Raw genomic sequence first — 24730 nt, forward strand, 5'->3', positions numbered from 1 at the left:
TAATTGCACCAAATTCAACTTTGTGTAATTATCGTATTTTCTTTTTTATTTCTTCCAAAACAAAGACATAATCCTCCTGGTTTTTTACAAAATCCTTATCGGATACATCTATTATCAAAACATTCAGCTCCGTTTGTGATTTAATATAATCAAGATAGCCACTATTGATTTTATTCAAGTATTCAGCTGGTATTTCCTGCTCATAGCTTCTTCCTCTTTTTTTAATATTTTGAAGTAATCGTTCTGAATTTTGATATAAGTATATGTACAAATCCGGTTTTGGCATTTCTCTATAAATGATATCAAACAGATTGCGATATAGGCGGTACTCATCTTCAGCAAGTGTGATTTTGGCAAAAATCAAAGACTTGAAAATATGATAATCGGCAACGAGAAAGTCTTTAAACAAGTCAAATTGTGCTAAATCATCTGATAATTGCTGGTACCTATCAGCCAAGAATGACATCTCAAGAGGAAACGCATAACGGTTTTGATCTTTATAAAATTTAGGGAGAAATGGATTGTCAGCAAATCGTTCCAATACTGTCTTAGCATTAAAATCTTCCGCAATCTTTGTCGTCAAGGTTGTTTTCCCTGCTCCAATATTTCCTTCAAAAGCGATGTAATTAAATTGTTCAAGGGAAATGTCCTGTAACGGACTTCTCAATTCCTGAACAACAGTACATACACTAAGATCTGGAGTAACTTGAAGTAATTCCGGAATTGATTTTTTAAAAATTGGGTGTTCCCAATCCATATTTAAATCTTGAAATGGCATTAATACAAATTTTCGATCTTGCATTAATGGATGCGGAATCTGAAGTTTTTCAGTTTCTATAATCTGATTGTCATACGCGATTAAATCAATATCAATAATACGGGATTGATATCCTTGTTCAGCACTTCTTAATCGCCCTAATTTTTTTTCAATCTTTAAAACCTGACTTAGAATTTTATGTGCCGTGCTATAGGTATGTAAAACCAAAGCGCAATTATAGAAAGCATCACTTTCAAATCCCCAGGATGGCGTTTCATATAATTTAGAAACTTTGATAACTGTCCCTATTTCCAGATGTATTAATTCTATACATCGCTCCACATTTTCAAGGCGATTGCCCTGATTACTGCCTATAGATAAAACGACCTGATGTTGTACTTTCATATTAAGCACAAATTAACTAAAAGAATTTTAGATTTAGCAATATATTTGCACTGAGTATTAAAAATAATATCCAATTATTTAAACTAAAAACTGTAACATTTCCAGCAATTGTGCTACTTATTAATAAAATAAATTTTATGAACTTTCTTCGAAATGTAATGTCAACCATCATTGGTATATTTGTCTTCTTTATGTTATTCTTTTTTGGGATAATCTTAATTGCCACTATTTTTGGCGGAGAACCAGAAGCTGTTGAAGTAAAAAGCGATTCGGTAATCGAATTAAACTTAGACAAAATAACAAATGACTATGCTGGAAAATACAAAGACCCTTGGGTAACTTTTTTTTCTGATAAAAAAAGCATCGGGCTAACGGATATAATCAATGCAATTGATGAAGCCAAAAATGATGATAACATAAAAGGAATTTCTATGTTAAACAGCCAGTCTTCGTTAGGAATGGCACAAAGTAAAGCTTTAAGAGATGCGTTAATCGATTTTAAAAAATCAGGGAAATTTGTTATGGCTTATGCCAATTCTTATTCTCAAAAAGAATATTATTTAAACTCAGTTGCAAGCCCTATATACATAAACCCATCAGGAGAAATGGATTTCAAAGGACTTTCGTCTGAAATTATGTTTTTCAAAGACCTACAAGAAAAAACAGGTGTCAAAATGGAAGTAATACGTCATGGAAAATACAAAAGTGCCGTAGAACCTTTTCTTGAAAACAAGATGAGTGATGCTAATAGAGAACAAATTACAGCTCTTTTAAACTCAGTATGGAGCTCAACTGCTTACGACATTTCAAAAAGCAGAAAAATTTCGATTGAAAAGCTTAACGAAATTGCAAATGGATTATTAGCTCGTACTCCTGCTATGGCCAAAGAACAAAAACTTGTTGACATAATAGCCTACGAAGATATTTATCATGATGCTATTAAAAAGGCATTAAAAGTAACTAAAGACAAGGACTATAATAAAGTTTCAATCTTAGAATATGCTAAAAAGATAGCAACGACTTCTTCTATATCTGATGCTAAAGACGAAATTGCAATTATTTACGCACAGGGAGAAATACAAAGCGGTGAAGGAGATGTAAATATCATTGGTGAAGGTTCGATGCGTCGTTCTTTACAAGAAGCAAGAAAAAGCAAAAACATAAAAGCCATTGTACTTCGTATAGATAGCCCAGGTGGAAGCGCTTTGACTTCAGATTTAATTTGGAGAGAAATTGAATTGACTAAAAAAGTAAAACCAATTGTAGTGTCAATGGGTAATTACGCTGCGTCAGGTGGGTATTACATTGCTTGTAATGCTAACACAATTTTTGCTGAGAAAAACACAATAACAGGTTCTATTGGAGTGTTTGGAATATTGCCTAACTTCAGTCAGTTGGCTACAAAAATAGGCATCCACACTGAACAAGTAAGAACACATGAAAACGCATCTAGATACAGTCCGTTTGTTCCTTTAGACCCTAAATTTAAAGAAGTAACCCAAGAAAGTGTAGAGAACGTTTACAACACTTTTGTATCTCATGTTGCTCAAGGAAGAAAAATGACTTTTGCCCAAGTTGATGCAATCGCTCAAGGTAGAGTTTGGGCAGGATCTGAAGCAGTGAAAAATGGTCTTGTGGATAAAATTGGAGGTTTGGATGATGCAATTCGTGAAGCGGCTAAATTATCAAAAACTAAAAAATACAGCACAAAAAACTTTCCTGAATACGAAAAAAACTTCGATGATTTGTTTGCTAACCTTCCTTTTGCAAAATCGAAAGAGGCTTTTATAAAAGAAGAAATAGGACTGGAGAACTATAACATTATGCAACAAATTAAAAAAACACAGAATCAAAAAGGGATGCTAATGTTGATGCCATACGAGATTACAATTAAATAATTTCACGTAGCTACTTGAAAATCCGTTTTAGTTCATTCTAAAACGGATTTTTTTATTACCCAAACTTTGAGATTCTGTAAGATAAACATTAATTTTACAAAAAATAAGGCAAGGTATTTGCTTTTATAAAACAAACTTAAAAATCGTAATATGCTAAAGAAAATTTTAAAAATATCTGGAATTATAATTCTTCTGCTAACCTTGAGTTTATTTGCTATCCCTTATTTTTTTAAAGACCAAATAAAAGCCAAAATCGCTAGCGCCATAAATGACAAAGTAGATGCTAAAGTCTCATTTGCAGATGTTGACCTGAGTTTATTTAAAAACTTCCCCAATGCCACTGTTATTTTAGACAGTTTAGTTATCATCAACAAAGCACCATTTGAGGGAGACACTTTAATTTCATTAGGAGAACTGAATTTAAAAATGTCTATCAAGGAACTTTTTAAAGACAAAAACGAATCGATAAACATTCAAGGAATAACTTCAAAAAACGGTTTAATAAATATCATCTTTAATAAAGACGGAATTGGAAACTATGATATTGCTTTGAAAGACAACGCTAAAAAAGGCGATTCTAAAAGTGACCCGCTAGCATTAAACATTCAGGGCTACAAAATTGATAATTTCAAGTTCAAGTATTTTGACGAAGTATCCAAAATAAAAATGGTGATTGACAGCATAAATCACGAAGGGACTGGTGACTTTGCTGCTCAAAAACTGGATTTAGTTACTAAATCCACTGCCAAGGTTTCTCTTTACATGGATAAAGTCAATTATATGAATAAGGTACCGTTAACTTTAGATGCCGTTCTAGGAATAGATTTAGACAAAAGCAAATACACTTTCAAAGAAAACAAAGCACTTGTCAATCAATTGCCTTTAGAATTTGACGGATTTATTCAACTTGTAGATGCTGGGCAAGAATATGATTTGAAATTTAAAACGCCAACATCCTCCTTCAAAAATTTCTTGGGAATAATCCCTGCCGCATATGCATCAAGTTTAGACAATGTAAAAACTACTGGTGATTTCACTGTTGCAGGTTTTGCCAAAGGACTCTATTCAGATTCAACAGTTCCTAAATTCAATGTTAAAATAGCTTCAAATAATGCTTCTTTTCAATATCCTGACTTACCAAAAAAAGTGCAAAATATTGTAATTGACACTAAGATAATCAACGAAACGGGGATTTTAAATGACACTTACGTGAATTTAGACAAACTGTCTTTCAAGATCGATCAGGATGTTTTTAATGCTAAAGCAAATATTAGAAACATCACTCAAAATGCAATAGTGGACGCGGCACTAAAAGGAACAATCAATCTTGCGAATTTATCTAAAGCGTACCCAATAAAATTAGAAAAACCTTTATCAGGGATTTTAAAAGCGGATGTTGTAACCAAATTTGATATGGCTTCAGTAGAAAAAAGTCAGTATCAAAACATCAACAATGCAGGAACAATGAGCTTATCTGGTTTTAACTATACGGATGAGAATGGAAAAGGAATGAACATAAGTAATGCTCTTGTACAGTTTAATCCAAGTATCGTAAACCTAAAAGAATTTAAAGCGACAACTGGTAAAAGCGACATTAATGTAACTGGTGTTTTAGAAAATTTCTACGGTTTTATTTTTAAAAACCAAAATCTGAAAGGGAATTTCAATTTGAATTCGAATCAAATTGCTGTTAGTGATTTTATGACTCCTGAAAAAAGCTCCACTACAGAAACTAAAAAAGCAGAAGCGATGAAAATCCCTGCTTTCTTAGATTGTACGCTTACAGCAAACGTAAATACTGTTTTATATGATAATTTGACTTTGAGAGAAGTCTCCGGAAAATTAATCGTTAAAGACGAAAAACTAACAATGGAGAATGTAAAAACATCCATATTTGGCGGTACAATTGGGTTAAATGGTGCTGTTTCCACTAAAGGAAAAACGCCAACATTTGATATGAATTTAGGCCTAAATCAAGTAGACATTGCGCAATCTTTCACGCAACTGGATATGCTAAAAAAGATTGCTCCTATTGCCGGAATTATCAATGGAAAATTAAATTCAACCATAAAACTGAACGGGAATTTGAATGAAAACACTATGAGTCCTGATTTAAAGACCATAACAGGTGATTTATTAGGGCAGTTACTATCAACAACTGTAAACTCCAGTAACTCTACTTTATTGACGGCATTGACATCAAATATTAAATTTTTAGATTTAAATAAAATCAATTTTAATGACTTGAAAGCGGCAATTACATTTAAAGATGGAAAAGTAAACATAAAACCATTCGACATTAAATACCAAGACATCAAAGCAACTGTTGGCGGATCTCACGGCTTTGATCAAAATATGAACTACAACATTAAATTTGATGTCCCTGCAAAATATTTAGGAACAGAAGCGAATGAACTTATTGCTAAGTTATCCCCAGCTGATGCGGCTAAAATGGAAAGTATTCCAATAAACGCAATTCTTACTGGTAATTTTAGTAACCCGAAAATTACCACAGATATAAAAGGAGCGGTAACTAACTTGACGAATCAATTAGTACAACAGCAAAAAGAAAGATTAGTAAAACAAGGAACATCCGCTTTAACTGATTTAATCAATAAAAACAAGAAAGCTGGAGACACTACAAAAACAGTTGTTCCAACTACTAAAGAGGAAGTGAAACAAGAAATTAAAACTAAAGCTACTGAACAAGTAAAAACAAAAGCCGACGATTTAATCAAAGGCTTGTTTAACAAAAAGAAAAAAGTAGTAGATACAACCAAGGTTAATTAATCAAAAAACTAATTATATTAAAAAAAGGGAATCTCATTATGTTGAGATTCCCTTTTTTGATTTTATTTCTTATTGTATATATACTATTACTATACTGAAATCTTTACTATATACCCTTCAGAACCTCGAATGTTAAAAACGGTGCCGTCTTCAAATAATAGATATTGCCCTTTTATTCCAGACAATTTCCCTTGAAAATTAGGTGTTTTATCTAAATTAAGACTATTCACTTTTACAGGATATTCGAGGACCGGGAAATGCATTTGATATAAATCATTTTTTTCTGAAAAGAAATACTCCTTAACTTCTGCTGGAATAAGACTCTCAAGCTTTAAACGTTCTGCAATTAAGTCAACGTGTTCCACATTGTTAGTTAACATCTTACGCCAATTCGTTTTATCAGCATAATGATTTTTAAGTGCGACCTCAGTAATTCCTGCTAAATAACGATTTGGCACTTCAACTATAGCAATAGCTTCATTCGCCCCTTGATCAATCCATCTTGTAGGAACTTGAGTTTTACGTGTTACCCCTACTTTCACTTCACTTGACAAGGCCAAATAAACAATATGAGGTTGCAATTGTACTTTTTCCTCATAAGCTAGATCTCTATCTTCAATCCCAAGATGTGCCGTGCTCAACTCTGGTTTCATAATCCAGTCACCAACCGAAGCACTAGAATAAAAACAATCGTAACAGCATCCCTGACGGAATATTTTTTTCTTCTTTTTACAATTCAAACATTGGTATCCTTCAAAATTAATTTCGATAGACTTATTAAACAATTGATTCACATTGAGAAAACTATTCTCAAAAACCAAATAGTACTGGATTGGGTCTCCAAATTCAGTTTGCATTTTTGTAAGTACACCTTCGTAAGTCATTTGAATATAAGATTTAAAATAAACGGCATTGATTAAAGTCCGCTAGGTTAGAATTTTAATTTTAAATAGGACTTCATCTCAGAAAAAATACTATTTTTGGTTTAATTGCAAAGTTACCATTTGAAAACTGATATTCAAATTCAAAAGCGTAAATCTAATATTGTAAATCATAAATTCATATAATGCCATTAACTATAATCAATTCGTTCGCATCTTGGGTTTTAAAACAACGAATCCACCAGATAGAACTTTTCCTGAAATACCCAAATGAGGTTCAGGAAGAATTGCTTATGAATTTAATTCAGTCGTCAAAATACACGATGCTGGGCAAGAGTTATGATTTTGCTTCCATTAATTCCTACGCTACTTTTGCTGAAAGAGTTCCCGTTACCTGCTACGAAGACATTAACCCGTTGATAGAAAGAACCAGGAATGGAGAACAAAATCTGTTTTGGGAAACCCCTATTAAATGGTTTGCTAAATCAAGCGGAACCACTAATGCCAAAAGCAAATTTATTCCCGTTAGCAGCGAAGCATTAGAGGATTGTCATTACAAAGGAAGTAAGGATTTATTATGTCTTTATTTAAACAACAATGAAAATTCAGAGCTCTTTTTAGGTAAGAGTTTACGACTTGGCGGAAGTTCCCAGATATACGAAGACAACAACACTTTTTTTGGTGACTTATCAGCCATATTGATTGAAAATATGCCTGTTTGGGCTGAATTCAGCAGTACACCAAGTAGTAAAATTTCACTTATGAGCGAATGGGAGACTAAAATTGCTGCCATAATAAATGAAACCAAAAAAGAAAATGTCACCAGTTTTGCTGGAGTTCCTTCTTGGATGTTGGTACTAATGAACAAAATGCTGGAGGAAACCGGAAAAGGTAATTTACTCGAAATTTGGCCAAACCTGGAAGTATATTTCCATGGCGGTGTGAATTTTGAACCCTACCGAGAACAATATAAAAACATCCTTCCAAAAAAAGACTTTAAATATTACGAGATATACAATGCCTCCGAAGGGTTTTTCGCGATTCAAGACCTTAACTATTCCAGTGATTTATTGCTAATGTTAGACTATGGTATTTTCTATGAATTTATTCCAATGGATACTTTTGGGACACCCAATCAAAAAACCGTTCGTTTAGCTGATGTCGAACTTGCAAAAAATTATGCCATCGTCATTACAACCAATTCCGGTTTGTGGCGTTATCTAATAGGTGACACGGTTCGTTTTACATCCTTAAACCCGTACCGCATTAGAGTAACAGGAAGAACCAAACACCATATCAATGTTTTTGGTGAAGAATTGATGGTCGAAAACACAGACCAAGCCATCGCCAAAGCCTGTAGACTAACAAATTCCGAAGTTATAGATTATACCGTTGCACCCATATTTATGATAGACAAGGAAAAAGGGTCTCATGAATGGATGATTGAATTTAAAAAGGCACCGGACGATATCGCTGTTTTCCAAAAAGCATTGGACGAAACGTTACAATCCCTAAATTCAGACTACGAAGCCAAACGATACAATAATATGACACTTAACACGTTAACTATAAACATAGCTCGTGAAAATTTGTTTTATGATTGGCTAAAAGATCGCGATAAATTAGGCGGACAACATAAAATCCCAAGGCTATCCAATCAAAGAGATTATCTGGAACAGCTAAAAAACATGCAGGTTAAAATAATTATATAAATGAAAAAAATTCTACCAATTGTCTTTGCACTTTCTATACTCACTTCTTGCGGACCAAGACGTTTGTCGTGCGGGCCAAGAGGTATTTGTAAAGCTCCTCACCACCTTAAAAAAATGGAAATCAAGCAGCAAAATATAATTTGCTACAACGGAAATTAATTTTCTTTTTCGTCAAAATTCACCATCCAGTGGATACCAAACTTATCCACCAACATCCCGAAATAAGCACCCCAAAAAGTTTTACTCATTGGCATAAAAGGATTCCCTCCTGCTGAGAGACCATTATACATTTTATCCGCTTCTTCCTTTGTGTTCGCATTGACAGAAAGAGAAACATTCCCTCCAAACACAACTTCTCCACTTGCCGAATTACTGTCGCTTCCCATTAAAATGGATCCGTTTCCTATTGGTAAAGTGATGTGCATAATCTTGTTGGCATCTTCTTCAGAAATCGCTGGAGTACCTTCAGAAGGCATATCTTTAAACTTTCCCATATACGGGAATTCCCCACCAAATACCGATTGATAAAATAAAAATGCTTCTTCGCAATTGCCGTTAAATATTAAATAAGGATTTATTGTTGCCATAATTGTGGTTTTTAAATTACTTTTTTATTTTTCCTCTGAAAGTTTCTTTACCAAATCCAATCCTTTTGGGAATGTGGTTTTGAAATAATCAATATATTCCTCAACCGAGTCCATTTTAGCTTCTAAAACAGTAACACCGTTATTTTCGGTTAATCGATAGGTTTCCATGGAACCTGACCATTCTTGTACTTTAGAATCAAAAGGCACTTCTACAAAGTTCTTTATTTCACTTATGTGTTTAAATGCGATGTATTCATTTGGAATTTTCTTTTCGATAACACCATTCATTCCGTCTCCTTTTGGGGATAAAAAATGAATTTTACTGCCTTCTTTCCAATCACTTACTACATAATTTCCTTCGCAAAAAACGGATGTCCATTGTTTGTATGTGTCTTCATTCCATAAAACGTCCCAAACCTTCTCTTTTGGGGCATTTATCTCGATTTTGAATTCCAATGTTGTCATCTTGTATCTTTTTTTGGTTCAAATAAAACTATTATTATGGCATTTTAGTAAAATCCATATACAGCATATTCCAGCGATGCCCATCTAAATCTGCAAAACCGCAACCGTACATCCAGCCTTCTTTTAACGAAGGTTTTGCAAAAAGCGTTCCTCCAGCATCAATCACTTTTTTAGCAAACGCATCTACTTCTTCCCTGCTCTGCGCATCAATTGAAATTAGCAGTTCAGAACTGGATTGTGTATTCGTGATTTTATTTTGTACAAATCCCTCAAACATTGATTCTTCAAAAAGCATTACCACAAAATTAGATTCACCCACTAACATACAACTTGAATGTGTCGTATCATGTTGTTCATTAAAAGAAAAACCAAGTTTAGCGAAAAAAGCCTTTGATTTCGCCACCTCTTTTACCGGTAAATTCAGCCAGATTTGTTTGGTCATATTTTATGAATTTAAATGAAATTCCTTTCGGAAATTTTTTAAAATACCCAAAAGTGTTTACCAATCTTGCTGCTGTAAAGCTTCGGGAATATCAGTGTTATATTGGATATTAAATTTACAACTTATTTAAAATCAAATCCTCTTTTATGAAAAATTTAACCCAATAACAAAATGACACCCAGCCTTATACTTATTTGAGAAACATTTGGCTTTAGCCCATAAAAAAACCTACTCGTTTTACGGAGTAGGTTTGAATTGTATTGTTTATTCTATTATTTAAGAAGCAATTTCTAATCGCTTCAATAAATTTTTATTCAAAGTTTCTTTTGCATAATCAACGTCAATTTCTAATATTTTATCATCAGAACTTGGTAATTCATACATCGCATCCGTTAAGATTGCTTCACATAAAGAACGCAATCCACGAGCACCTAATTTGTATTCTAATGCTTTATCAACAATAAAATCTAATGCTGCATCAGTAATACTGAATTCCACATCATCCATCAAGAACAATTTTTGATACTGTTTGATTAATGCATTCTTAGGCTGAGTTAAGATCGCTCTTAATGTTTCTCTGTCTAATGGATCCATATGAGTTAACACTGGCAAACGCCCGATAATCTCTGGAATCAAACCAAAATCTTTGATGTCTTTTGGGATAATGTATTGCAATAAATTATCCTTGTCAATGTTATCCACGTTTTTAGAAGTAGAATAACCTACAGCCTGACGGTTCAATCGTTTTGAAATAATTCTTTCAACACCATCAAAAGCACCACCGGCGATAAACAAAATATTTTGCGTGTTTACCTCAACAAATTTTTGGTCTGGATGTTTACGTCCTCCTTTAGGTGGTACGTTTACAACAGTTCCTTCCAGTAATTTCAATAAAGCTTGCTGTACCCCTTCTCCTGAAACATCACGTGTTATTGATGGATTATCGCTCTTACGGGCAATCTTGTCAATTTCATCGATGAATACAATTCCGCGTTCCGCTTTGGCCACATCATAATCAGCAGCTTGAAGTAAACGAGTCAAAATACTTTCGACATCTTCACCCACATAACCTGCTTCAGTTAGTACCGTAGCATCCACAATAGCCAAAGGAACGTCAAGCATTTTTGCAATTGTTTTTGCAACTAATGTTTTACCAGTTCCGGTTTGTCCTACCATGATGATATTACTTTTTTCAATCTCTACTTCATCGTCCAGTTGCTGTTGCATTAAACGTTTGTAGTGATTGTAAACGGCAACTGCCATTACTTTTTTAGTTTGGTCTTGCCCAATAACGTATTGGTCTAAGAACGCTCTAATCTCTTTTGGTTTCTTTAAAACAAGATCACCAACTAATTTAGAACTTCCACCTGATTTTATTTCTTCAAGTACAATTCCATGCGCTTGCTCAATACATTTATCACAGATATGCGCATCAATTCCCGCAATTAATAATTGGGTTTCTGGCTTCTTCCTTCCACAAAATGAGCATTCTAATTTTTCTTTCGCCATCTTTTTTTAGTTACAAAGGTTCAAAGTTACATAGGTTCAAAGGTCGATATATAGAACTCAGAAAATAGTAACCTGAAACTTTTTATTTTAATCACTTTAATAAACCTCAAAACACAAAGGAAATAACTTTGAAACTTAGCTCCTTTGTCGCTTTGAAACTTAAAAAATTAACTTTTTCTCAACACTTCATCAATCATTCCGTATTCTTTTGCTTCATCAGCAATCATCCAATAGTCACGTTCACTATCAGCATAAACTTTTTCGAAAGGTTTTCCTGAATGCTGCGAAATGATTTTATACAATTCGTCTTTCAGTTTCAACATTTCTCTCAAGTTGATTTCCATATCAGATGCTACTCCTTGAGCTCCTCCTGATGGTTGGTGAATCATTACTCTTGAATGTGGCAATGCTGAACGTTTTCCTTCGGCTCCTGCACATAATAATACCGCTCCCATAGAAGCAGCCATACCTGTACATATTGTAGCTACATCTGGCTTGATGTATTGCATCGTGTCATAAATTCCTAAACCTGCATAAACACTTCCTCCAGGAGAGTTCAAATAAATTTGAATGTCTTTAGAAGCATCTGCACTTTCTAAGAATAACAACTGTGCTTGAACGATATTAGCAATTTGGTCATCAATTCCTGTACCTAGAAAAATAATCCTGTCCATCATCAGTCTCGAAAAAACGTCTAATTGAGAGATGTTCAATTGGCGCTCTTCAATGATATAAGGAGTCATATTTGTAGGGTTCATAGCGGCTACGATTTTATCGTAATACATCGCATTTACTCCTTGGTGCTTTGTAGCAAATTTTTTGAATTCTTTACCGTAGTTCATTCTTTTTTAGTTTAAGGTTTAAAGTTTAAAGTTTAAGGGCGTTCCACTTGGAACTTTAAACCTTAAACATTTAAAAATAAAGAGCGTCAGAAAAAAATTTCTGACGCTCAAATATAACTATTTTTTATTGTTTACCATCTGTAATGAAATCATAAAATTTTAATAATCTCTTGCTCTTTGAGGGCTTTTGACTTTCGACTTTACAACATCACAAACTAAATTTATTCTCCGTAAGACGCAGCGATAAATTGATCGTAAGTAACTTCTTTAGTTGTTGGCATTGCTTTTTCTTTAAACAATTCCAATAATTTCTCTGCTACAACTTGGTCAGAAAGTCTTTTCACTTCGTCTTGGTTAGACAAAACTCTTGCAACAATTCCTTGAACTTCAGCGTCCGTAGGATTTGCTTGTCCAAATTGTGCCATTTGTTGACGGATGTTTTTTGTAGTGAAAGTTTTCAAGTCTTCAAAAGTGATTTTGATGTCTGATTGAGCCATAGCTCTACCTTCGATCAATTGAAAACGCAATCCTTTTTCAGAACGTGCATATTCAACTTCAGCCTCTTCAGGAGATAATTTTTTCTCACCTACAGTTTGCAACCATTTTTTAAGGAATGCTGAAGGCAAATCGAATTTTGTGTTTTCGATTAAAAATTCAGTAACATCACCTAATAATTTTTGGTCTGCTTGAGTTGCAAATTGCGCCTCAGCATCTTCTTTGATTTTTGCTTTCAACTCCTCAAGTGAAGCTACAGTTCCAGCTCCAAACAATTTGTCAAACAATTCTTGATTCAATTCAGCCAGTTCAGCCGTGTTGATCGCTTCGATAGTGAAGCTTACATCAGCATCAAGACCGTGAACATCATCATGATTTACTTTCATAACGTCCATCAATTGGTGATCGTCTTCAAATAAACCTTTAGTATTTACAGTAACAACGTCACCTACTTTTTTACCTATGAATAAATCAAAAGTAGCTTTGTCTTTAAAAAGATCAGCAGCAACAGTAGTTGCGTTATTAATTCCTTTTTCTTCGTTTGTGAACGTTCCGGTAACATCTGAGTCAGCAGCAACAACCTCTTGAGGAATTGCAGTACCAAATTGTTTTTGGATACGTGTTACTTGACCTTCGATTAATTTATCATCAGCAGTAACTACATATTTTACGATATCGTTTTTAGCGTCTAAGTCTAATTCGAAGTTAGGAACCAATCCAATTTCATATTCAAAAACCAATTCTTCAGCATCCCAAGAAAAATCTTCGTTAACTTTAGGAAGTGGAGTCCCAAGAAGGTTTAATCTTTCTGATTGAACAAAACGCTCTAAAGCCAAGTCAACCACTTTTTTAACTTCTTCTTCTTTTATTGCTTTACCGTATTGTTTTTCAACAAGATCTTTAGGCACAGCCCCTTTTCTAAATCCTTTAACAGTTGCCAAAGGCATTTTTTCGTTTATTCTTTTTGCCACTTGACCTTTGTAATCCATGTGAACAACTGTCATTACAATCGTTTCATTTACAGCGTCTATTGCTACTCTTTTGATATCCATCTTCTTCTTTAATTTACATGATAAAATTCGCCTGCAAAATTATAAAATTTTTCCAAGCCAACCAAGCTTTTTACCCCCGAACCTTCAGTATTGATTTTCAGCCGATTCTATTGCCCGAAATCTCCTCCATTTGATTTTATTTTGGGCGTGACCACAAGGGTCAGACTGTTCGTTCCCGCTTTTATTATTTTACCCTGTGGGATAAAACAATAAAGAGCTCCACTTCCATCCCTCACGCAGTTCGAAGTAGTCAACAATAAATGTGCTTTTTATAATTTATAAGATAATTATTATATATTTGAACAATGAATAAAGCATGACGGTTGTCATACCTATCTACCCAGAATCGGGTGGCTGTATATGGTTTTATCATACATACTTATGTGCTAAACTCAAAAAAACTTATATGACAATTAAAACCTTAATAAAATTCCATCTATTTGACTTAATATTTACGCCATATAATGGAACAGCTAAATCATCAAAATCAATACTAGTTGAATGTCTTCAAAGAATTAACGATGAGAGAACTCAAAACGGACAAGCAATTGTCTTAGATAGGCATGAAGATAGAAAAGATGAGTTACCAAGAAATTTATTTGTAGCATCAGCAGCGTATAGTCTCACTGAAAAAATATATAAATGTAGGATTGCCCTCATTAGAGCAGGAAAAATACCAACTCTTGTCAACAAATCAAACTATTCTATAGCTGAATTCAATAAATTAGATTCACATGACATCGCTGAAGTAACTAATTTTTATATTGACGTAAATGGAAAAGTTCCCGTTGTCTGTTGTGAATTTAATTCTAACGGACCTAGAATTAATGATATCGAATACTATTTTAGACAAATATCTTCACATAAGATGCTACGTATATCGAAATCTTGTAAAGCGTCAATACATATGAAGATGCCTATAAATGATGTCTTGAATTCTATAACCGATGTGCTAAAATTTGAAATTAAAGCTAAGCCGAGCAGACTTAATTATCTTACAAGTGTAGTCCAAGGATCATTTATAGGTAATATGAATTTGCTGGCCAATACAATTGAACCTAGATCTATAAAAATAGACGCTTTTTTTAGAGATCGTGGAAAAAACTCAAAAGAAGTTAGTAAAAAAAACCTTAAGGCTTTAACATTCGTTAAAAAGGTTCTTTCGGCAATTCAAAAAGACAACAAAATTGCAGAAGAAATTGACGATTTCATGCTGGAATTTGAAAGAGAAGACGGTACAGAAGATATTTTTAATCTATTAAAAGGAAAAATAGAAATAGAAGCCGAATGTTCATTAAAAACATCTGGGAACCTTGACACTAAAGAACTATTTGAAAAAGTTTCATTGCAATTTAATGATTATTTAGAAGAATATAATGGCTAAGATTTTAGACAAATACTATGATAAACCTATACTATATGATTATAGTTTATCTATTTTAATAATATTATCTCTTTATATATTGAATGAGCGTAAATTAATAAAATTACCTTGTGGTGAATTTAATTTTGATTTTGCATCTGACATAGGTGCTATTGGCCTAACAATTTCTGGTTTCATTCTAACTTTAATTACAATTTTAATTTCTTTCAAAAGTACTCAAATACTATCTAATGAAGAATTGAAAAATGATTCAAACCCTTTTAAAATTTTCTTAGCAAGCAACCTCTACAAAAGAGCTATCGAGATTTTACAAAAAGGTGTTATTTCATTAATTATAATATCTTTTCTTATTTATTTTTCAAAATTAATTTTACCTAAAGAAGAATCTCCCTATATGTTCTTCTTAAACATAACAGGACTTATAATTATATTAACTACTTTTTTAAGATGCTATTATGTGTTAGGTTTAATTTTAAAAATGCAGAAATAAGTTGATCCCGTGCTGGCTAGAGCGTAATGTCCCTCCCAGGCTAGCGCGAGCCTCCCGCTCGTAAATACACAGTATAAAAATATAAAATAGCGTCAATAAAGACAAATATGAATTATCTTTATTATTGATTAATCATTTTTAACAACACCAAATTAATTTTTATCGAGGGCACGAGCGGGACACTCGCGAAAGCATTGAAAACCATAGTCTAAATGTTGTATGTAATTAAAAAAAGGAAATATGAAAGAGCTTTTTAAGACAGAGAACTATCTAGAACCAATGTTACTACTTGATTACAAAATAGATGCAAACTGCAACACTGTTTACGATGCTTGGACTGATCTGGAGGTATTTAAAAAGTGGTTTTGTCCTACTGGATTTTCGGTCGCTCTAGCCGAAATGGATCTGAAAGTGGGTGGCTACTTCAGGGTTCATATGAAATCCCCGGAAGGCGAAATTTACCCAACAAAAGGAGAGTATCTTTTACTTGACAAACCCAATCGACTTGTATATAAAGATTCTTGGGATGACAACAGAGAAAACAACGAACCCACTGTTGTTGAAATCGTTTTTGAGCCTTTAGGCAATAAAACGCTTATAAAAATATATTCAAGTTTTGCAACTGAGAAACAAAAGAAAAATGTTCTTAGTTCAGGAATTGTCGATGGATGGAAAATGTTTTTTAAAAATCTCAATACCGTGTTAAAAGAATAAAACTACCTATTACAAAGCTTCGACTAATGTGATCGAAATAACATTAACTTAAGGATATATTTGTCATTTCGACCATAGGGAGAAATCACATACCGAGAGCAACTAGTGTGATTTCTCCTTTGTCGAAATGACAAGCCAACATCGTTTATTTTAACTAAATGCATTTAGTTCGTGTAAATAAGAAAAAAACTCAGCTACCTTCAACAGTTTTAACAAATTGCTTTTTTTAGAAATTAATTTACATCTAGTTTTGTACTTTTGGCTTCAAATTAAAATCTCCTAAATTGACAAAATATTTAAAATATCTTATTTCTCTCTTCCTGGCTTTTGGTCTGATGGTGAATGATGGTGCTTTAGAATTTCAATCCAATGCAGCTGATTATTATCAATTCTCAAACGCAATTGTAAATAACGAATGGAATACTTCCCGTTCTAAATTATATGTTTTTAATCAGACTAACACTTCTGAAAAAACAGCATTTCTAATTCCTTTTAGCTTTCTTCAGTTTGCTGCTAGTTACAGCCTTAAAATTCCCGTTCTCTTTAAATTAAGAACACTTCTTTACCAAAAAATAAGTTCATTTACTATGCAACGTCTCTTTATAAACGAGATGATAACTGCTAGAAACTCCTATACCAATTTATACATAGCCTAGAAAATTCTTTCTACGCATATATGCTATTCCAAGCATAACGATGATACCTAATGTCTAATCATTTATCATTTACACGATGTATAAACACAAAAACCAATCCCGTTTGGAGCAATCCAAACGCCCTATTCTTTGGGCTAAAAGAAAATTAATGCTGCTTCTTACTGCATTTATGATAGGAATGTCTAACGGAATGAACGTAGGCGACACTAAAGTTCACGGTAAACAAAATCAAACGGAACAACAATAAAACACAAAAGCCATGAGTACATCATGGCTTTTTGTATTTATACAGTTACTGTTTAAAAATTATTTCCATAAACACAAACCAACCTTATTTCCCTTAATATCTTAATGGTTAAACTTTTCTAAATTTAAAAACCTATTTTTTTAGATACAGCCACAACATCTCCAATGCTAACACTTCCCTCCTGCTTGGCAATTAAATTTTGTCCAAAAATCACATTGTTTCCTACTCTTTTATATTTGGACAAAGTCAATAAAGGCTCTTTTCCGGCAACGATTCCTTTTTCGGGATCTACAGTTATCATCACGCATCTTCCGCAAGGTTTAACTCCATAAAAAGGGAGATTCCCTATGGTAAACTCACTCCACGTTTCCTCTTCATAAGATTCACCACCGGTAAAAACAAAATTAGGTCGGAATCGTTTCATAGGCACCGCTTCCTTCATACGGGAATTTAAATCATCCAAAGACGACTGTCCTATGATTAAATAAGGAAATCCATCCGAAAATGAATTGATATCTTCTGGTGTAACCGCATAATCCGAATCAACTTTTCTATGACTCTCTTCTGGCATATAAACCAATCGAACGGAGTATCCCAAAATTTCAGAAAACCAATTCGAAATAGTTTTGTCCACTTCATAGGCAGCAACAGTATCATCCCAAACAACGGCGTCTAGATTTTCAGTATCGGTGTTTGCAGTTGGATATAGTGCTACTTTGACTTTCTCAACTGTTTTTTCTCTGTGGCTAATAATTAAAAAATCCTCTTCCATTTCAGTTTCAAAAAGCGCCAGTTCTGGATTTTCCCTTTGAGAAAGAAAAACCCCTTTGTCATCAACCAACATCCAACGGCGATCGCGTTCTAATCCTCGATGTGTAACATTGGATTCTTGAAGGCTAATTCCGCCTAATGATTTTATTGGATAAACCCAGATTTCCGAAAGTTGAAGCATAACTACTTTATTTTCCTCAAAAATAATAAAAACAAATTACCAACGGTAGGCAATTCGGATTGAGTCCTAATAAGAATCGGGAAAATTAATGTTTTTACAAAAAAGAAGATACGCACTTAAATAAATCGTAAATTTATATTAAATTAAAAAAAGATTCAAAATACTGATTATCAAATCATTATACACTGTTCAATATTCAATTGACAATAAAAAAAAATTAATGCTTTAATTCACAGGAACAAGCAAGAATGCCTGTTCATCCAAGAATTGAGGGCATTAAAAATAGGTGTCGATCAGGCTTATGAGTCGACTTAAAAACTACAGCCATGAAAACATCAGAACAACAAAGTGAACTCTTCAAACACACACTACATAAACTCCTCCGAGTCCTAAAAATAGAGTTTACAATCGTTGCCGTTGTGACGTTTGCATTACTGACACTTACTTCCTGCCAAAATTCAGATAAAAAACAGAAACCAGTTGAACAGAACTACCCTCAACAAAAAGAAGAGGAAAATCATATGGATGAACACAGCGGGCATTCTCAACGTATGAATGAAACCAAAGAATGGTTAAAACTGGAATTGGGAGAAAAGTACAATCAGCCCGTATCTCCCGGCACAACAGAACAACTTGCGCAAGGCAAAGACGTATTCACAAAAAATTGCGTTAGTTGCCATGGTAATGGAGGCAAAGGAGATGGTCCCGGATCAGCTGGATTACAGCCAAAACCAGCCGATTTTACCAATCCAGAACATTCCTCCTTTTATTCAAACCAGGGTCGAATATACCTCATAAAAAAAGGAATAAAGGGAACCGCAATGACGGGATGGGAAAACACCCTGAGCGAAGAGGAAATCCTTTCTGTTTACGTATTTGTGAACTCTCTAAAAAATCCAGATGAAATGATGGAACACCACGGGCAAAATCATTAAACAATAAAAAAACAGGAATGATTCGAATGTTAATAACTGAATAATTTTTAAAGGAATGAAGAATATTTCAAGTTAAGAAAAGTAATTATAAGCAAACACATAACGCAATATAAGTATAAAGCAATGGCAAAAATTTTAAAAATAGCAAGGGCATTCACTATTATAGTAGTGCTACTTTGGAACTTTTCAACTAAAGCACAGCAAAGATACCAGACAAGGGAAGGGATTATAGCCGTTATTGGCTCATACAGGGATTCCATAGTAATTGCCAGTAACGATCATTTGTTTGTTTTACTCAATTATGAAACTGCTGATATCACATTAACACTTAATCCGGCTACTTTACGCACTACGACAGACTCATTGAATGTGATACTCACCAACTTATCCCTAATGCCTGTAATACTGAAAGGAAAACTGAACATTCCTTTCGTGAATACTTTAGAACATCCAGATCAGAAACTAAATTTTACGGCAGAACTGCATATGAATAAAATAATAAAAACAATATATGCAAATGGGCAACTTAAACACATTGCGGGCAACGAAACCTTTTCTAATTTGCTTACTCTTAATTTTAAATTGCTATTAAGCGATTTCGGAATCTTTTTGCCGGAAGGTTGGAGCGACGAGATAACGATACAAATTAATCAGGCGATGCTTAAAAAGCAATGAAATAAAAATGGCTTCCCTGAGGAAGTGCCAAATATAATAACAAAAAAAGATGTTTGCTTTTTACCACAAACATCTTTTTTATAACTTTAAAATTGGATTTTTAATAATTCAAATTCACTCCAAAACCCACTCCCATATCACTGTCGTAATGTGTTGTTATCCCAAAGTTTTTACCCACAATGTATTTCAATCCGGCCATATATTCTTTATCTGTATTGACCATAAAAGCCATTCGCAAACGTTTTGAAACAGGAATGTCTTCACGTGATAATTGAAAACGAACGTTTCCATCACTAAAAACCTCAGCCTGTGCAATGACCAAAAGCGGCAAAGTATAATTGACCCCTAAACTCACTACCGAACGATTGTCTTTAGTATTCGATTGACCAAAAACATTTTTCTCTACCTCATCTATTCCAAACTTTCTATAACGCCAGTCAAAACCGATGAATGGCATCAACCATTGATTTTTACCTATGTATCTCCCTATATGAGTTTCGGTTTCATAACCGTGTCTATCGTGGTACCCCAAACGCCATTCAGTTTCAAAAGCCCATCTTGCATTTTGCGCCATCGCTTTTCCATCATTTCCGTTTGTAGAAAAATCATTCTCGGCCATAACATGAATTCCGTTACTTTCTTTTTGCAATTTTTTATAGGCCCATTCTTTATTGGGTAAAAGTGGGTTTGCAGCCGAGTTTTCATAACTAAATACCCTGTTCATTCCCGCCATCATATGATATAAAATGTGGCAATGAAAAAACCAATCTCCATCAGCATTGGCATTAAACTCAATAGTATCCGTTTCCATTGGCATAATATCCAATACGTTTTTTAAAGGTGCAAACTCTCCCTGCCCATTCAACACTCTAAAGTCATGTCCATGTAAATGCATCGGGTGACGCATCATGGAATTATTATGCAACACAATCCGAACGTTCTCCCCTTTTTTGATTAGAATTTTATCTGTTTCTGATAGGACTTTATTATCCATACTCCACAAATACCGATTCATGTTTCCCGTTAATTCAAAACGCAATTCACGTACAGGAGCATCTACAGGAAGCGTGGTCACTGTTGGAGATTTTAACATCGAATAATTTAGCGTTACTATGTCAGATGAATTGGAACTCATAGTATGTTTTGAATGATCCGTTTTATCATTCATCTTCATTTCTTTAGGACTTTCGACTTTTGACTTTTGACTATCTCCAGTAATCTCCGGATACATTACGGTATTCATATCCATTTTTTGAAGACTCATATCCATACCCATATCGTTCATGGTTCCATCCATGTTCATCATGTCATTCATCATTTTCATCCCTTCAAAATAATTCAATTTTGGCAATGGAGAAACTAATTGTTTGATTCCATTACCTATATAAAGAGAAGCTGATTTGGTTCTGTCTTCTGGTGTGGCCAAGAATTCGTAAGCCGTATTATCTGCTGGAATAGTCACCACAACATCATAAGTTTCTGAAACTCCTATTATCAATCGATCCACGTCAACGGGTTCTACATCATTTCCATCATTGGCAACGACCGTGATTTTTCCTCCGGCATAAGTCAGCCAAAAATAGGATGAAGCACCAGCATTAGAAATTCGCAAACGTACTTTATCTCCTCCTTTAGATTTGCTTAGTACTTTTGCCATAGATTCATTAAATCCGTTTATCAAGAATTTATCATAATACACATCACTTACATCCATGGCCAACATGCGTTTCCATTCGTTGTTGAGTTTGGTTTTAAAATGCCCTTTTCTAATGGCTTCCGCATAACTTTGAGTAGTTCCTTTTTTAATTGCAAACCAATCGGAAGCATTGTGTAGCATTCGGTGGACATTATCAGGATTGTAATCCGTCCATTCGCTCAAAACAACAGGAAGTGCCGGCAAATCATCAATCCCTTTTCTAAAAGTAGGATCACTATCTTTTTTCTTCAATGTCAAAGCGCCATACATTCCTATTTGTTCTTGCAAACCAGAATGGCTATGATACCAGTGCGTACCGCTTTGTACAATTGGGAAACTGTATTTATGAGTGGTATGCGGTGCTATTGGCATTTGGGTAAGAAAGGGTACTCCGTCTTCTTTATTAGGCAAAAACAGGCCGTGCCAATGCAGGGAAGTAGATTCATCCATTTCATTATGAACATAAATCTCAGCAATATCCCCTTCCGTAAAAGTAAGGGTTGGCATAGGAATTTGTCCGTTTACGGCAATGGCTCTTTTATCTTTCCCCGTAAAGTTCACAATGGTGTCTTTTACGTATAAATCATAACGAACTACTTTTTGTGCATTTGCAGAGATAGTAAAAACCAATCCTAATAGTAGTATTCTATATTTCATCTCACTCCTTATTTAATTATACTTCTTTTCATTTTTCTCTTTATCTTCCTTATTGTGGGAGACGTAATAAACCAAAGTAAAAAGCCGCTTAAAACAGTTATTAACCCTAATACTGAAAATATTCTTAATACTATGTTATTCATATTGTCACGCCCTTCGTAATCCATCGTATGAGTCATCCATAAAAAATCAAACCATCTCCAGTCCCGATGTCTAACCGTTTGAAAAGCGCCATCATTTACAGAAACATACACTTTCAAATTGTTAGGTTCATTATAGGAAATCACATAAGCGGGCAGCAATTTTTCCCTGTATTCGTGGTGTTTCCCAACAGAATTAATCAGCTGAATGTCCTTTACGGTTATACCCGAAACAATATTTTTATTGGCAATCGCTATTGCTTCCTCTTTAGAAACCCCTTTCTTTAAATCTCCAGTTCTAGCATGAAAAAGCTGCTTTTTATTTATCCAATAGTAAGGTTCATTCTTGATTTCTCTTAAATCTATTGATGCTATTGCAAGTGAAGGACTTAAAGCTGAAGGACTTAATAAATTTGAAAAAGAGGTTGCTACAACCCCTGTTTTTCTAAATTGATCTCCATGGATATCATCAATATTGGTCCAACTAAAATACAAGCCGCTAATCGTCCACATTAAGAATTGAAGCCCTAAAAAAATTCCCAAATACCGATGAGATTTTCTAATCCATTTCGCTTTTTTTCCTTTAATCATATATACTTTTTCATTAAGTTAAACATTATCGAATAGTTGCTGTTTTTACTTTTTATTTTTAAGCAATAACTCCCACTCTTCAATTTGTTTTTTTAATGATACCGCTACTTTCATTTTTTTGTTTTCAGCAATTGCCAATGCTGTTTTAGCAGCTAGAATAGCATTGGGAAAATCTTTTAAATCAACATATATTTTTTGTCTTAAATTAGGGTAACTAAAATTTGTTCCATCTATTTTTTCTGCATCATTAAGCCACTGTATTGCTTTCATAGAATCCCTATTAGTACTATAATAATAGTTTGCTGCTTGAAATAATAAATTAACATTCTGCGTTTTTTCTTTTACAATATGCTTTTCTATTAATGCCAGAATATTTTCATCGGCTTTACTTTTTAATGGAATTTTCACCATAGTGTTTTCCCACATCAATTTTAAGAAACCTTCTCCTTTGTTATTAATGTCGTTTACTTCTATTGTAAATGTTTCATAAAAATTAGCCGTTTTCTCAACAGGTACAGTAAAACGAAAAACATCTTTCTTCTCGTCATAACCTGTTGTCCCGTGTAAAGTAGTATCTGTATTTACAATTATAGTCCATTCCTTTTTTGAAGGAATAGTGTAAATCGAATATTTACCTGATTCTAAAATTGTATTTCCAAAATCTATCGTTTCATTAGTTGCAAATGTGGTACAACCACTAGCTCCTGTTCTCCACATTTCATCAAAGGGCACTAATTCCCCAAAAACTTTTCTTCCTCTTGTCAATGGCCTATTATAGGTTACATTAACGATTGTACTTCCTATTTCCTGTTCAAAAGAGGCTGACGGACTTGGCTCTGTTAATTTTATTTGAACTTTTTCTTGTGCAGAAATTAACAATGCTTGTAAAATAAATACACTAATTAAAATTACTCTTTTCATTTTTTTTTGGTTTTGGTTTTGGTTTTAAATTATTTTCTTTTTCTATACCTGTGAGCAGCTACTAATAATACTAGTGCAAAAATCAATATTGATACCCACCAAAAAATATGCATTCCCATAAATATATAGGATCCCATATGCATTCCTTCATTTCCATGATCATTCATAACTTTTTGTTTTAGGTTTATATTCTATTAATGATGTGATTTATGATCTTCCTCTTTTTTAAGTTTTCCGTCCATTGCTTTCATTTTATTCTCTTTTTTCATTTTCTCCATCATCTCCATCATCTCCTTATTTTCCATCATAGACTTACACATTCCAGACATCATAGCATTATCTCCTTTTGATGATTCCATCATTTTCGACATCATACTTTTCATCATTTCCGGATTTTCTTTCATTTTTTTCATCATCTCTGACATCATGCTCTTCATCATTTCTGGATTTTCTTTCATGCTTTTCATCATTTCAGTATGCTTGTCTTTCATCATTTCCGGATTATCCTTCATCATTTCTGACATCATTTTTTTCATCATCTCAGGATTTTCTTTCATACTTTTCATCATTTCAGTATGCTTGTCTTTCATCATTTCCTTTTTCTTTTCCTCCATCATCATTTTACCGCTTTTGCTATTCATAAGTATATCCATCATTTCTTTTGACATACTCTCATTGTTAGCAATGGTATTCATTATTTCGATTCTCTTATCTGATTTTGAAAGAACCTGATTAGTTGACTGGCAGGAATATAGCAGTCCAATTAACCCAATTAACAGTGCAAATTTTTGTAGTGTTTTCATAATTTTATATATTTAAATTAATAACAAACTTCAA

General features: G+C 33.7%; 24 protein-coding genes. 10 read left to right on the top strand and 14 right to left on the bottom strand.

The annotated features are described in order from the left end of the window. Positions 1-28: 28 nt before the first annotated feature. Positions 29-1162: a 2-amino-4-hydroxy-6-hydroxymethyldihydropteridine diphosphokinase gene (gene folK / locus FLAK523_RS01470; RefSeq protein ID WP_248905760.1), complete on the bottom strand. Its 1134-nt coding sequence runs from the start codon at positions 1160-1162 to the stop codon at positions 29-31. 137 nt (positions 1163-1299) lie between these two features. Here folK and sppA point away from each other — a divergent pair, with 137 nt between their 5' ends. Then, complete coding sequence (sppA, locus tag FLAK523_RS01475; RefSeq protein WP_248905763.1) at positions 1300-3060, top strand: signal peptide peptidase SppA; 1761 nt, start codon at positions 1300-1302, stop codon at positions 3058-3060. 150 nt (positions 3061-3210) lie between these two features. After that, positions 3211-5850 (top strand): AsmA-like C-terminal region-containing protein, encoded by a 2640-nt coding sequence (locus tag FLAK523_RS01480; RefSeq protein ID WP_248905764.1) that lies wholly within the window; start codon positions 3211-3213, stop codon positions 5848-5850. A gap of 89 nt (positions 5851-5939) precedes the next feature. Here the strand turns inward: FLAK523_RS01480 and FLAK523_RS01485 are convergent, their stop codons facing one another. Further along, on the bottom strand, positions 5940-6734 hold the full coding sequence (locus FLAK523_RS01485; protein ID WP_248905766.1) for a DUF2797 domain-containing protein: 795 nt from the start codon (positions 6732-6734) through the stop codon (positions 5940-5942). Between the two features lie 182 nt (positions 6735-6916). Here FLAK523_RS01485 and FLAK523_RS01490 point away from each other — a divergent pair, with 182 nt between their 5' ends. Further along, the gene (locus tag FLAK523_RS01490; RefSeq protein WP_248905768.1) at positions 6917-8443 is read left to right on the top strand and encodes a GH3 auxin-responsive promoter family protein; all 1527 of its coding nucleotides are present in this window, start codon (positions 6917-6919) and stop codon (positions 8441-8443) included. A gap of 155 nt (positions 8444-8598) precedes the next feature. Here FLAK523_RS01490 and FLAK523_RS01495 read toward each other — a convergent pair whose 3' ends face one another. The 6 genes from FLAK523_RS01495 to FLAK523_RS01520 all read right to left on the bottom strand — a co-directional run bounded on the left by FLAK523_RS01495 (position 8599) and on the right by FLAK523_RS01520 (position 13835). After that, positions 8599-9030 (bottom strand): VOC family protein, encoded by a 432-nt coding sequence (locus FLAK523_RS01495; protein ID WP_248905771.1) that lies wholly within the window; start codon positions 9028-9030, stop codon positions 8599-8601. Positions 9031-9054: 24 nt separating this feature from the next. Further along, positions 9055-9495 carry an SRPBCC domain-containing protein gene (locus tag FLAK523_RS01500; protein WP_248905773.1) on the bottom strand — a complete coding sequence of 147 codons (441 nt, stop codon included), beginning with the start codon at positions 9493-9495 and terminating at the stop codon, positions 9055-9057. 34 nt (positions 9496-9529) lie between these two features. Beyond that, on the bottom strand, positions 9530-9937 hold the full coding sequence (locus FLAK523_RS01505; RefSeq protein WP_248905775.1) for a VOC family protein: 408 nt from the start codon (positions 9935-9937) through the stop codon (positions 9530-9532). A gap of 276 nt (positions 9938-10213) precedes the next feature. After that, complete coding sequence (gene clpX / locus FLAK523_RS01510) at positions 10214-11446, bottom strand: ATP-dependent Clp protease ATP-binding subunit ClpX (protein WP_248905777.1); 1233 nt, start codon at positions 11444-11446, stop codon at positions 10214-10216. Between the two features lie 167 nt (positions 11447-11613). Beyond that, positions 11614-12288, bottom strand: a complete 675-nt coding sequence (gene clpP, locus FLAK523_RS01515; RefSeq protein WP_248905779.1) for an ATP-dependent Clp endopeptidase proteolytic subunit ClpP — start codon at positions 12286-12288, stop codon at positions 11614-11616. A gap of 221 nt (positions 12289-12509) precedes the next feature. Further along, positions 12510-13835: a trigger factor gene (locus FLAK523_RS01520; protein WP_248905780.1), complete on the bottom strand. Its 1326-nt coding sequence runs from the start codon at positions 13833-13835 to the stop codon at positions 12510-12512. A 406-nt stretch (positions 13836-14241) separates the two neighbouring features. Between FLAK523_RS01520 and FLAK523_RS01525 the strand changes: the two genes are divergently transcribed. From FLAK523_RS01525 to FLAK523_RS01545, 5 genes are all read left to right on the top strand, one after another. After that, positions 14242-15219 carry a hypothetical protein gene (locus tag FLAK523_RS01525; protein ID WP_248905782.1) on the top strand — a complete coding sequence of 326 codons (978 nt, stop codon included), beginning with the start codon at positions 14242-14244 and terminating at the stop codon, positions 15217-15219. Next, positions 15212-15709, top strand: coding sequence for a hypothetical protein (locus tag FLAK523_RS01530; protein ID WP_248905784.1), 498 nt, complete (start codon positions 15212-15214; stop codon positions 15707-15709). Before FLAK523_RS01525 ends, FLAK523_RS01530 begins: the two co-directional genes overlap by 8 nt. Before the next feature lie 240 nt (positions 15710-15949). Beyond that, entirely contained in the window at positions 15950-16423 is a 474-nt protein-coding gene (locus FLAK523_RS01535) for an SRPBCC domain-containing protein (protein ID WP_248905786.1), read from the top strand. A 284-nt stretch (positions 16424-16707) separates the two neighbouring features. Next, a complete protein-coding gene (locus FLAK523_RS01540) occupies positions 16708-17079 on the top strand; it encodes a hypothetical protein (protein WP_248905787.1) in 372 nt (123 codons plus the stop codon). Between the two features lie 76 nt (positions 17080-17155). Then, entirely contained in the window at positions 17156-17326 is a 171-nt protein-coding gene (locus tag FLAK523_RS01545) for a hypothetical protein (protein ID WP_248905789.1), read from the top strand. A 124-nt stretch (positions 17327-17450) separates the two neighbouring features. Here FLAK523_RS01545 and FLAK523_RS01550 read toward each other — a convergent pair whose 3' ends face one another. Beyond that, positions 17451-18278 carry an MOSC domain-containing protein gene (locus FLAK523_RS01550; RefSeq protein ID WP_248905791.1) on the bottom strand — a complete coding sequence of 276 codons (828 nt, stop codon included), beginning with the start codon at positions 18276-18278 and terminating at the stop codon, positions 17451-17453. Between the two features lie 326 nt (positions 18279-18604). Between FLAK523_RS01550 and FLAK523_RS01555 the strand changes: the two genes are divergently transcribed. Both FLAK523_RS01555 and FLAK523_RS01560 read left to right on the top strand, forming a co-directional pair. Continuing rightward, on the top strand, positions 18605-19213 hold the full coding sequence (locus FLAK523_RS01555; RefSeq protein WP_248905793.1) for a cytochrome c: 609 nt from the start codon (positions 18605-18607) through the stop codon (positions 19211-19213). A gap of 123 nt (positions 19214-19336) precedes the next feature. Beyond that, positions 19337-19888, top strand: a complete 552-nt coding sequence (locus FLAK523_RS01560; RefSeq protein WP_248905795.1) for a hypothetical protein — start codon at positions 19337-19339, stop codon at positions 19886-19888. A 100-nt stretch (positions 19889-19988) separates the two neighbouring features. On the opposite strand, the gene FLAK523_RS01565 is transcribed toward FLAK523_RS01560, so the two are convergent. From FLAK523_RS01565 to FLAK523_RS01585, 5 genes are read right to left on the bottom strand one after another with little or no spacing between them, the layout of a single operon-like run. Next, positions 19989-22241, bottom strand: a complete 2253-nt coding sequence (locus tag FLAK523_RS01565) for a multicopper oxidase domain-containing protein (RefSeq protein WP_248905805.1) — start codon at positions 22239-22241, stop codon at positions 19989-19991. A gap of 8 nt (positions 22242-22249) precedes the next feature. After that, positions 22250-22972 carry a PepSY domain-containing protein gene (locus FLAK523_RS01570; protein WP_248905807.1) on the bottom strand — a complete coding sequence of 241 codons (723 nt, stop codon included), beginning with the start codon at positions 22970-22972 and terminating at the stop codon, positions 22250-22252. Between the two features lie 45 nt (positions 22973-23017). Then, complete coding sequence (locus FLAK523_RS01575; RefSeq protein WP_248905815.1) at positions 23018-23893, bottom strand: DUF2911 domain-containing protein; 876 nt, start codon at positions 23891-23893, stop codon at positions 23018-23020. Positions 23894-23922: 29 nt separating this feature from the next. Further along, entirely contained in the window at positions 23923-24060 is a 138-nt protein-coding gene (locus FLAK523_RS01580; RefSeq protein WP_248905816.1) for a hypothetical protein, read from the bottom strand. Between the two features lie 27 nt (positions 24061-24087). Beyond that, positions 24088-24696 carry a membrane or secreted protein gene (locus tag FLAK523_RS01585; RefSeq protein ID WP_248905819.1) on the bottom strand — a complete coding sequence of 203 codons (609 nt, stop codon included), beginning with the start codon at positions 24694-24696 and terminating at the stop codon, positions 24088-24090. Positions 24697-24730 lie beyond the last annotated feature (34 nt).

This window comes from Flavobacterium sp. K5-23, from assembly GCF_023278045.1.
GTDB lineage: Bacteria > Bacteroidota > Bacteroidia > Flavobacteriales > Flavobacteriaceae > Flavobacterium.

What these genes read in the sequence shown, in the direction of transcription:
- folK (WP_248905760.1), bottom strand. Translation starts at nt 1,162, where the DNA reads ATGAAAGTACAACATCAGGTCGTTTTATCTATAGGCAGTAATCAGGGC.
- FLAK523_RS01565 (WP_248905805.1), bottom strand. Translation starts at nt 22,241, where the DNA reads ATGAAATATAGAATACTACTATTAGGATTGGTTTTTACTATCTCTGCA.
- FLAK523_RS01575 (WP_248905815.1), bottom strand. Translation starts at nt 23,893, where the DNA reads ATGAAAAGAGTAATTTTAATTAGTGTATTTATTTTACAAGCATTGTTA.
- FLAK523_RS01490 (WP_248905768.1), top strand. Translation starts at nt 6,917, where the DNA reads ATGCCATTAACTATAATCAATTCGTTCGCATCTTGGGTTTTAAAACAA.
- FLAK523_RS01485 (WP_248905766.1), bottom strand. Translation starts at nt 6,734, where the DNA reads ATGACTTACGAAGGTGTACTTACAAAAATGCAAACTGAATTTGGAGAC.
- sppA (WP_248905763.1), top strand. Translation starts at nt 1,300, where the DNA reads ATGAACTTTCTTCGAAATGTAATGTCAACCATCATTGGTATATTTGTC.
- FLAK523_RS01525 (WP_248905782.1), top strand. Translation starts at nt 14,242, where the DNA reads ATGACAATTAAAACCTTAATAAAATTCCATCTATTTGACTTAATATTT.
- FLAK523_RS01585 (WP_248905819.1), bottom strand. Translation starts at nt 24,696, where the DNA reads ATGAAAACACTACAAAAATTTGCACTGTTAATTGGGTTAATTGGACTG.
- clpP (WP_248905779.1), bottom strand. Translation starts at nt 12,288, where the DNA reads ATGAACTACGGTAAAGAATTCAAAAAATTTGCTACAAAGCACCAAGGA.
- FLAK523_RS01560 (WP_248905795.1), top strand. Translation starts at nt 19,337, where the DNA reads ATGGCAAAAATTTTAAAAATAGCAAGGGCATTCACTATTATAGTAGTG.
- FLAK523_RS01520 (WP_248905780.1), bottom strand. Translation starts at nt 13,835, where the DNA reads ATGGATATCAAAAGAGTAGCAATAGACGCTGTAAATGAAACGATTGTA.
- FLAK523_RS01480 (WP_248905764.1), top strand. Translation starts at nt 3,211, where the DNA reads ATGCTAAAGAAAATTTTAAAAATATCTGGAATTATAATTCTTCTGCTA.
- FLAK523_RS01570 (WP_248905807.1), bottom strand. Translation starts at nt 22,972, where the DNA reads ATGATTAAAGGAAAAAAAGCGAAATGGATTAGAAAATCTCATCGGTAT.
- FLAK523_RS01555 (WP_248905793.1), top strand. Translation starts at nt 18,605, where the DNA reads ATGAAAACATCAGAACAACAAAGTGAACTCTTCAAACACACACTACAT.
- FLAK523_RS01545 (WP_248905789.1), top strand. Translation starts at nt 17,156, where the DNA reads ATGTATAAACACAAAAACCAATCCCGTTTGGAGCAATCCAAACGCCCT.
- FLAK523_RS01530 (WP_248905784.1), top strand. Translation starts at nt 15,212, where the DNA reads ATGGCTAAGATTTTAGACAAATACTATGATAAACCTATACTATATGAT.
- FLAK523_RS01500 (WP_248905773.1), bottom strand. Translation starts at nt 9,495, where the DNA reads ATGACAACATTGGAATTCAAAATCGAGATAAATGCCCCAAAAGAGAAG.
- FLAK523_RS01505 (WP_248905775.1), bottom strand. Translation starts at nt 9,937, where the DNA reads ATGACCAAACAAATCTGGCTGAATTTACCGGTAAAAGAGGTGGCGAAA.
- FLAK523_RS01535 (WP_248905786.1), top strand. Translation starts at nt 15,950, where the DNA reads ATGAAAGAGCTTTTTAAGACAGAGAACTATCTAGAACCAATGTTACTA.
- FLAK523_RS01495 (WP_248905771.1), bottom strand. Translation starts at nt 9,030, where the DNA reads ATGGCAACAATAAATCCTTATTTAATATTTAACGGCAATTGCGAAGAA.
- FLAK523_RS01550 (WP_248905791.1), bottom strand. Translation starts at nt 18,278, where the DNA reads ATGCTTCAACTTTCGGAAATCTGGGTTTATCCAATAAAATCATTAGGC.
- FLAK523_RS01580 (WP_248905816.1), bottom strand. Translation starts at nt 24,060, where the DNA reads ATGAATGATCATGGAAATGAAGGAATGCATATGGGATCCTATATATTT.
- clpX (WP_248905777.1), bottom strand. Translation starts at nt 11,446, where the DNA reads ATGGCGAAAGAAAAATTAGAATGCTCATTTTGTGGAAGGAAGAAGCCA.